The 8912-nt window shown below is 48.2% G+C and carries 4 protein-coding genes; all 4 read left to right on the top strand.

The features are described from left to right. Positions 1-233, top strand: a 233-nt coding sequence (locus tag B3N33_RS01050; RefSeq protein ID WP_292591873.1) for a hypothetical protein, incomplete at its 5' end; no start/stop codon positions are given. A 654-nt stretch (positions 234-887) separates the two neighbouring features. Further along, positions 888-4199 carry a helicase-related protein gene (locus B3N33_RS01045; protein ID WP_292591872.1) on the top strand — a complete coding sequence of 1104 codons (3312 nt, stop codon included), beginning with the start codon at positions 888-890 and terminating at the stop codon, positions 4197-4199. A gap of 21 nt (positions 4200-4220) precedes the next feature. Beyond that, a complete protein-coding gene (locus tag B3N33_RS01040) occupies positions 4221-6926 on the top strand; it encodes a DUF1156 domain-containing protein (protein WP_292591871.1) in 2706 nt (901 codons plus the stop codon). Continuing rightward, positions 6926-8912 (top strand): DUF499 domain-containing protein (locus tag B3N33_RS01035; protein WP_292591870.1); only part of this gene is annotated, 1987 nt, incomplete at its 3' end. The genes B3N33_RS01040 and B3N33_RS01035, both read left to right, overlap by 1 nt.

The raw sequence follows: 8912 nt of genomic DNA, 5'->3' as shown, positions 1-8912 counted from the left end.
TAAGAGAGTTAATATCCCTAATCACAATTTTCGCTAGCTACGTAGAATCTCCCGGCAACGGGGCTGAGAAGAAAGAGAAAGTGAAACAGATGATAAAGGACGCGCTCCCGGATGAAGAGTGGAAGATCGATCCCGAGTTCTTCGACTTCATCCTGGATGTCTTGATAGACCTAGTCGTCATGTTCCTGAACAAGGGACTTTGGAAGACGGCGATGAAGGTGTTGGTGAAGTAATAGCTGTTGACGACAAAGAATACGAATCTTGTTCAAAGTCCCTAAGCCGTTTTGCTCAAAAGGCTATTAACATTGAAAATGCAGGATGACCACACATATTGCGACGTTCAAAGGTCATCCTGTTCAGCATAAATATGCTCGTTAGAGCAAGAGTCTTCCAAATGTCCACGAATTGATCTTGTGATCTTGGAAATAAGCAATCAACATAAGATGATTTGAATTTGAAATCGTAGCAAGAGCCTAAGAACACTTTTCGCATTAATGAATAAAGATTGTCGGGCAAAGCTGCTATGCTAGAAATTCGCTTATGATGCGTCTCCCTGTGCCGCGCCTTTTTGCTGACCACTGCATTAAGTTTTTCACTCCTCATGAATAATAGAACATCCTATTACCCATCAACTTTGACACGGATTTCATTCTCCCTCTAGCAAGCTTGAAGTTCCTAAGAATAGTCTTGTATTATCGAGAGATTTTCTCAACTGCATAAACGGGGATATTTTGTTCTGAATGTTTACTGTGCTAGACTGTTATTGATTCGTTACCGGTTAATGTAGCCGATGCAGCTTTCTGCCATCGCGCGTTGCTTTCAGGGGAAACGCTCCAACAGTCATACGGAACGATTGTTTGTCCATCGCTAGAATAGGGGGCTTGTTGGTGGATATAAAGGTTGGTTCGGTTCTTTCCGGCAAGCGCTGGAGCGAGCCGATACTGGTTAATACAGTTGAAAACGTTGGAAATCACCTGCGAATTGTTGGTATTAGCCGCTATTCCAGGCGTCCTGTTGACAGTCTCATACCTTTATCCGAGCTTTCCACGATAGAAATGTTGAGTGATAGAACTGCTTTTGGGGCGGAACCCAGGGAAGTATTTCTTTCCCTCGAATGTCTGCGCTACAGGTATGCAAGTCTTTATGATCCTCTGCTTGCAATGAATACTTCTAAGATTCATCCGTTGCCCCATCAGATCGAGGCCGTCTATGGGTATGTGCTGCGAAACCCGAAAATCCGATTCCTCATAGCGGACGATCCCGGTGCGGGGAAGACAATAATGGCGGGACTTATAATAAAAGAGCTGAAGTTGCGCAAGGTGATAAAGAGGACGCTTATAGTTGCTCCCGGTCATCTGAAGGATCAGTGGCGCAGGGAACTGAAGGAACGCTTCGAAGAAAGCTTCATCGTCGTCGATCGCGGTCAACTCGACACGCGTTACGGCGAGAACATATGGGAAACCGAGAACCAGATAATAACTTCTATAGACTTCGCCAAACGCGAAGAGATACTTCCATCAATAACCGCAGTCGACTTTGATCTCATAATAGTGGACGAAGCTCATAAAATGAGCGCTACCACGTACGGCGACAAGATAAACAGGACGAACAGGTACAGACTGGGAGAAGTGCTATCGAAATCGACGGAACACCTTCTCTTCCTCACGGCGACTCCGCACAGGGGCGACCCGGAAAACTTCCGGCTGTTTCTCGATCTTCTCGAACCTGGCTATTTCTCAACGAAGGAACTGCTCGGAGAATCGATCCAGAACAGGGACAATCCCCTGTTCATCCGACGGGTCAAAGAGGAATTGAAAGACTTCGACGGGAAACCTCTCTTCTTGCCGAGACATGTGAGCACAGTCAGTTTCAGGCTGGATGAAGAGGACGATGAAGAGAAAGAGCTTTACAACGATCTATCGAGATACGTCAACGAGCAATACAACAAAGCCCTGTCGAGAGACAAGAGGAGAAACATCGCTTTCGCGCTCGTTATACTTCAACGCCGTTTCGCGTCCAGTACATACGCTTTACTGCGCTCTCTTGAGCGAAGGAAAGACAGGCTCGAAGAAATGCTGAAGACGGCCGAGCTTAGGCAGAACATGCCGCAGATAGACTATGACGACATCGAGGACATGTCGGAAGAGGACAGATGGAAAGAAGAAGAGCTCTGGGAAGCTCTCAGCGTATCCGAGAACAGAAACGAACTGAGAGTCGAGGTACACACCCTTGACAATCTCATTCAACGAGCGAAGAAGATCATAAGCCAGGAGTCGGAGACGAAACTGAAACACTTGAAGGAATCGCTGGTAGAACTATCCGGTAAATTCAGCGATTTGCGTGATCAAAAGATGCTCGTCTTCACCGAATCACGGGACACTCTCGACTATCTTGAGAGAAAGCTTATGGAGTGGGGCTATACCGTCACCACCATTCATGGCGGCATGAGACTAGAAGACAGAATAGCCGCTGAAAGCATATTCAAGAACGAAAAACAGATAATGGTGGCTACCGAGGCCGCGGGAGAGGGAATAAACCTTCAGTTCTGCCACATGATGATAAATTACGACATCCCCTGGAATCCGAACAGGTTGGAACAGCGAATGGGAAGAATACACAGGTACGGTCAGAACAGAGAGGTCTTTGTATTCAACATGGTCGCAGAGGATACACGAGAGGGGATGGTTCTGAAGCGGCTTTTCGACAAACTGGATGAGATCCGTCGCGCCCTGGGGAACGACAAGGTCTTCGATGTCCTCAGCGAGGTATTCTATGGCAGGGACTTCCCGCAGATGCTAACGGAAGCGGCAGCAAACGCAAGGAAGATCGAGGATATAATCGCCGAAATGGATATCTGGGTCGATTACGAAAGGAACAGCGAGCTGAAAGACATTCTCGGAGACAGCCTTGCAAGCAGTTTCATAGATTACACGAGAATAAGGGAAATGGCTCAGCGCGCCAGAGAAAACAAACTGATCCCCGAATACACGGAACGGTTCTTCAGGAAGGCCTTCGAGAAAGCGGGCGGCGTAATGAACCTGCGTGGGGAGTTCTTCTCGCTTGAAAAGGTCCCTGTTGAATTGCGTCAGCTTGACGGCATTCAGAATAAAAGGATTTTGAGAAGCTATCCCAAAGTTACCTTCGATAACGAACAGGCTTTCAGGCACCCTGACGTCGAATTCATAACCTTCGGCCACCCGCTCTTCGAGTCCCTTCTCGACTGGGTTAGTGAGAATTACGGTCTCACTCCGCTTGAAGGAGCTACGTTTGTCGATCCCGACGGAAGGATGAACGGCTACATATTCCTCTTCGAGGGCGAGATAGCCGACGGGGAAGGGAAGACAGCGGGCAAAAGGCTGTTCGCCTGTTTTGTAAACGACAATGAGATTTACTCAGTCTCTCCGGATAAAATATGGGATCTGAAGGAAGAAAAGGTGCACTGTGATCCCGCCGATATACAGGAAATGAAGAAGAAAGCGGCAGGTTATTCCATAGGCGAACTGGAGAAGTATTTGACTGAACTCCAAAAAGAAAGAGATCACCAGGGCGAGATAAAGCAGAAATACGGAGTTCGTTCTCTCGAACACCTGATAATTAAACTCGATGGAGAGCTAATCGATCTGCAGGCGCGCAAAGACAGGGGCGAAGACGTCGATCTTGCCATTAGAAACAAGCAGGACAGGAAACAGCGTTACGAACAGCAGCTGAAAAATCTCATCCAGCAGATCGAAAGCGAGAGAAGCCTCACAATGGCGATGCCCCAGTTCGCAGGAGTGATACGGCTCTTCCCCGAAAGGCCATCCGATCCCTTCATGGTGAGCGACCCCGAAATAGAGAAGATCGGGATGGACATCTCCATGAATTACGAAAGCCAGCACAACAGAGAGCCTCAGAACGTGAGCGAGGAGAATCTCGGCTTCGATATACGTTCGAAGTTAGTCGATGGAACATTCAGATACATTGAAGTGAAGGCGAGGGCAACTACGGGACCTGTCGAACTGACCCAGAACGAATGGCTCAAGGCGAAGAGGTTTGGTTCGGACTACTTCCTGTATGTGGTTTTGAATGCAGCAAGAGAACCTGAACTGTATATAATACAGGACCCCGCGAACAACCTGACGCCTACGGAACGAATAGAGTCGGTGAGGTACCTCGTATCTCCGGACCAGATAAAGAACTATCCGATAGACAATTCGTAGTCAATGGAGGGGGCGAACCAGTTGAGCGACAGGAGATTTATAGAAGAGAGTTTTCCTGTGAAGGAAGTGGGTACTGAAGCGGCAAAAGAAAAGAATATCCGTCATGGTAACATATCCACGCTTCATATTTGGTGGTCAAGAAAACCTCTGGCTTCTTCGCGCGCTACAACATACGCGGCGCTCGTTCCCGAGCCGAAAGACGTCGATGACCTGAATGCCAGGCGGAATTTCATCATAGAACTCTCAAAATGGGAAAACTCAAATAACAGAGAGCTGCTGGATAAGGCGAGAAAAGATATACTGAAAGCCAACGATGGGAAACCACCTAAGGTGCTGGACCCGTTCGGTGGTGGTGGGTCGATTCCGCTGGAAGCACTTCGTTTAGGCTGCGAGACATACACTGGTGATCTCAACCCAGTCGCTGTGCTCATACAGAAGGCAACTCTTGAGTATCCCCAGAAATACGGGAAGCCAGTAAAGAGAGATACCGGTAACGCTTTGCTGGACAAGAGTGAAGTAAACCCGTTGCTGGAAGACGTCAAGAAATGGGCGAATTGGGTTTTAGAAGAAGCAAGAAAGGATATTGGCGACTTCTATCCGAACGATCCGGACGGATCTATTCCGGTTGGATACTATTGGATGCGGACAGTCCCATGTCAGAATCCTTCGTGCAAAGCTCATATTCCCCTTACAACTAACTGGTGGCTCGCGAACAAGAGCAGGCGAAAGATCGCCGTATATCCTTACGCCAAAGATGGAAAGGTTGAGTTCAAAATAGTCGGGACCGATTATGAGAAAATGCCAGACGATTTCGATCCCGATAAGGGGACAGTCTCCCGTGCAGTTGCGGTATGCCCTGTATGCGGTTCGACGGTTGAAGCAAACACAACTCGCAGGCTTTTTCGGGAAGCCAAGGCGGGGGAGAGGATGGTCGCCGTAATACTGACAAAGCCCGGCGAGACGGGAAAGCGTTATAGGATAGCGACTGAAGATGATATGAAAGTCTTCAATAAGGCAGCAGAATACATGGAAGAGAAACGGCGGAAACTTCATGAACTGTGGGGAATAGATCCTGTGCCGGATGAAGAAATGCCTCCGCGTGGAACTTTGGGATTCAGAGTACAGCCCTACGGCATGACAACATGGGGCAGTCTCTTCAACGCCCGTCAGAAGCTCTCACTTATAACATTTACGGAAAAGGTTAGAGAGGCTTATAGAAAGATGATCGCTGAAGGGATGGAGAGAGAGTATGCGAAAGCGATCGCAACCTATATAGCTATCATAATAAGCAGGTGCTCAGATTTCGAAAGCAGCATTGTGAGATGGTTCAACCATGTTGAGAACACTTGCAACACATTTTCTAGACAAGCATTGCCAATGTGTTGGGATTATTTTGAACTAAACCTTTTCTCTGAGTCGTCACAAGGAACCATAAGTAGTATGCGAAGGCAAATCTCCAGGGCACTTGCAAATTTCGGGCAATTTGATGTGTCTGCGAATCCAGCTTCTTTGTCGGCCATCAGTTTGCCATACAATGACAACTATTTCGATGCAGTCATAACCGACCCGCCCTACTATGACAACGTTCCCTATTCATATCTGTCTGACTTCTTCTATGTATGGTTGAAGCGAAGCGTCGGTGATCTCTATCCCGAACTCTTCTCCACATCTCTGACCCCTAAGAAAAACGAGATAGTTGCTTATTCAACTGGCGAAGGTGCCGAAGCAGGGAAGAGACAGTTCGAAGAGATGCTGTCACAGGCTTTTAGTGAAATCCAGAGAGTGCTGAAGTCCAATGGACTAGCAGTTATAGTGTATGCACATAAAACAACAGAAGGCTGGGAAACGCTTATAAACTCATTGCTGGATTCAGGGCTTGTTATGACAGCCGCGTGGCCTGTGAACACTGAAATGCAGGCTCGGTTACGTTCCCAGGAGTCAGCTGCACTAGCCTCTTCTATATATATCGTGGCCAGAAAAGTAGAGAGAAGCGGTGTTGCCTTCTATAACGAAGTCCGCGAAGAATTGAAGAAGCACCTTGACAAGAAGTTGGATCGCCTCTGGGCGGAAGGAATAGGCGGCGGAGACTTCTTCATAGCGGCCATAGGCTCTGCGATAGAAATCTTCGGCAAGTATGAGAAGGTAATGGACCTTCAGGGAAACATAATGCGCGCCGATCGGCTTCTTGAAGACGTTAGGACTATCGCCACCGATTATGCTATACGCCAGATACTGCATAACGGATTCGCTTCCGAAATCTCAGACAAGACGCGTTTGTACGTCCTCTGGCGATGGAACTACGCAGATGTAAAGGTTCCCTTCGACGAAGCCCGAAAACTCGCCCAGAGCTGCGGATTGGACCTGTCTCTTGAATGGAACGGTAAGGGGTTCATACGCAAAGAGAAGGAATTCGTCCGTCTTTTGGGTCCGCAGGATCGAAAGCTGAAGGAACTAGAAGATACCCAGGAGCTCATAGACGTGCTGCACAAAACGCTTCTTCTCTGGGAATCGAGCAAACGCGAAGAACTGGTGCAGCTGCTCTCCGATTCGGGCTTTGGAAAGAACGACGCCTTCTACAGGGTAGCTCAGGCGATAAGCGAGACACTTCCAAACGAAAACAAGGAGAAGAAGCTGCTCGATGGATTCCTGGCGGGCAGAGAGCGAATAAGAGAGGATTCAATAAAGAAACACGAGAAAGACAGTGAACAGCAAGGGAGGTTGTTCTGATGAAACCCTTTCACACAGTTGCTATTCCTCACGAAGATATAAAAAAAGGCGCTCTGGAGATGAGCGTCTTCGCAGCGGATCTCTGGAGCGCCAGTCGCGGTGAAGGCCCGCAGGAATACTCGAATCCCGACGTTTTCTTCAGGAAGACTTATGAGACGGACGGGCTGAAGGAGCTGCTGGAAACCGTCCAGAAAAGACTGGAGGGAAGAGGAGGGGACTCCGTTCTTCAAGTCCAAACACCGTTCGGTGGTGGTAAGACCCACTCCATGATCGCTCTGTATCATAAGGCGGGTGAATGGAACGCGAAGAGAGTCGTTCTCGTTGGTACCGTTTTGGACGGCGAAAAGACTCTCTGGGGAGAGATAGAGCGCCAGCTGACGGGAGAGATAAAGTATCTTACGGGAATGGTTTCTCCGGGAAGAGAGGCTTTGAACAAAGTCCTGACTGCAAACTCCCCGGTTCTTATTCTCATGGATGAGCTCATGGAATATATGACAAAGGCCTCCGGTGTGAAAGTTGAGGACACTACTCTTGCGGAACAGACTCTAGCTTTCATGCAGGAACTGTCGGAAGAGGCTTCATCCATTTCCGGTGTGTGCGCGCTGGTAACGCTTCAGTCAAGCTTCATAGAACAGTCTTCCGAGGCCGCTGAGAGACTGCTGTCAAAACTGAAGAAGACGCTGGGCAGAAAAGAGAAGGTCTACGCCCCCGTGAAGGACAGCGAAGTGACAAAGATAATTCGAAAGAGACTGTTCTCGAATATAAACGAAAGAGCTGCGGAAGAGATCGTCTCCAATCTGGTGGATTATTTCGCAAACCAGTCTATACTCCCCGCCGGCATAGAAAAGAGCGATTACAGGAACCGCTTCCTGGACTCATATCCATTCACACCGGAAGTAATAGACGTGCTTTATCACCGCTGGGGGAGCTACCCGGAGTTCCAGAGAACGAGGGGTGTTCTCCGTATTCTGGCGCTGGTAATTCATTCGATGCTAAATAATAGTAATTCCTATATAAGCCTGTCCGACTTCGATCTCGATAATCAGGAATTGAGACAGGAGTTGATAAAATTCACCGGCTCCGAATTCAACAGCGTAATAGCATCGGACATAACGGCCGACGACTCGGGAACCGTGAGGACGAATCCCGAACTGGGGAGGGCTTATCAGAATTTGAATATAGCCACCAGGGCTGCCCAGACGATATTCATGTATTCATTCTCCGGAGGACGTGAACACGGAGCGACCCTTACGGATATAAAGCGGCAGGCAGCGGCGTATGATAATCCAGCCGAAGTAATTTCCGATTGTCTGGAACGTCTGAAGAACAGGCTTTTCTATCTCCAAAATACCGACGACAAATACTTCTTCAGCAACAAGCCGAATCTGAACAGGATCATACACACAAAGATGGAAAACGTATCGTCAGAAAGCCTCAAGGAGCTGGAAGAAGAGCTTCTGAAGAGAAACATTTCCGGCAAGCGTTTCAAGACGTTCATAGGAGAACAGAGCTACAAAGACATTCCCGACAACTACGATTTGAAGCTGCTTGTTCTGGAGAGCGTCGATAAGCAGACGATGCTGGAAATAGTCAACAGCAGGGGGAACAGCACTCCGAGAGTAAATCGAAACACGATAATCTTCCTGTGTCCGGGCGAGAAAACTAATCTCGAAAAGCAAATGAGGCGGAAGCTGGCCATAGATGCCATCGAGCGAGATGATTCACTGGAACTCGGTGAAACGGACAGAAAGAAACTAAAAGAAGATGTAAAACGGATCTCGGGGGAACTGGACGACGCGATCCACAGAGTGTACAGGGAGATATATATCCCGATGAAGGACGGCTTGCTCAAAACCGATCTGGGAGTGCCTACATACGGAGAAAACAAAACCCTGGACGAACGGATCTTCGATCATCTGAAGTCCGAATCAAAGCTGGTGGATAAGCTCTCCCCGATGGTTATTTCGATCAAATACCTTGAAAAGA

Origin of the sequence: Mesotoga sp. UBA5825, assembly GCF_002432955.1 — a bacterium.
Taxonomy (GTDB): Bacteria; Thermotogota; Thermotogae; order Petrotogales; family Kosmotogaceae; genus Mesotoga.
Note: the sequence above shows the minus strand (reverse complement) of the source record. Positions and strands in the feature narration are given on the sequence as shown.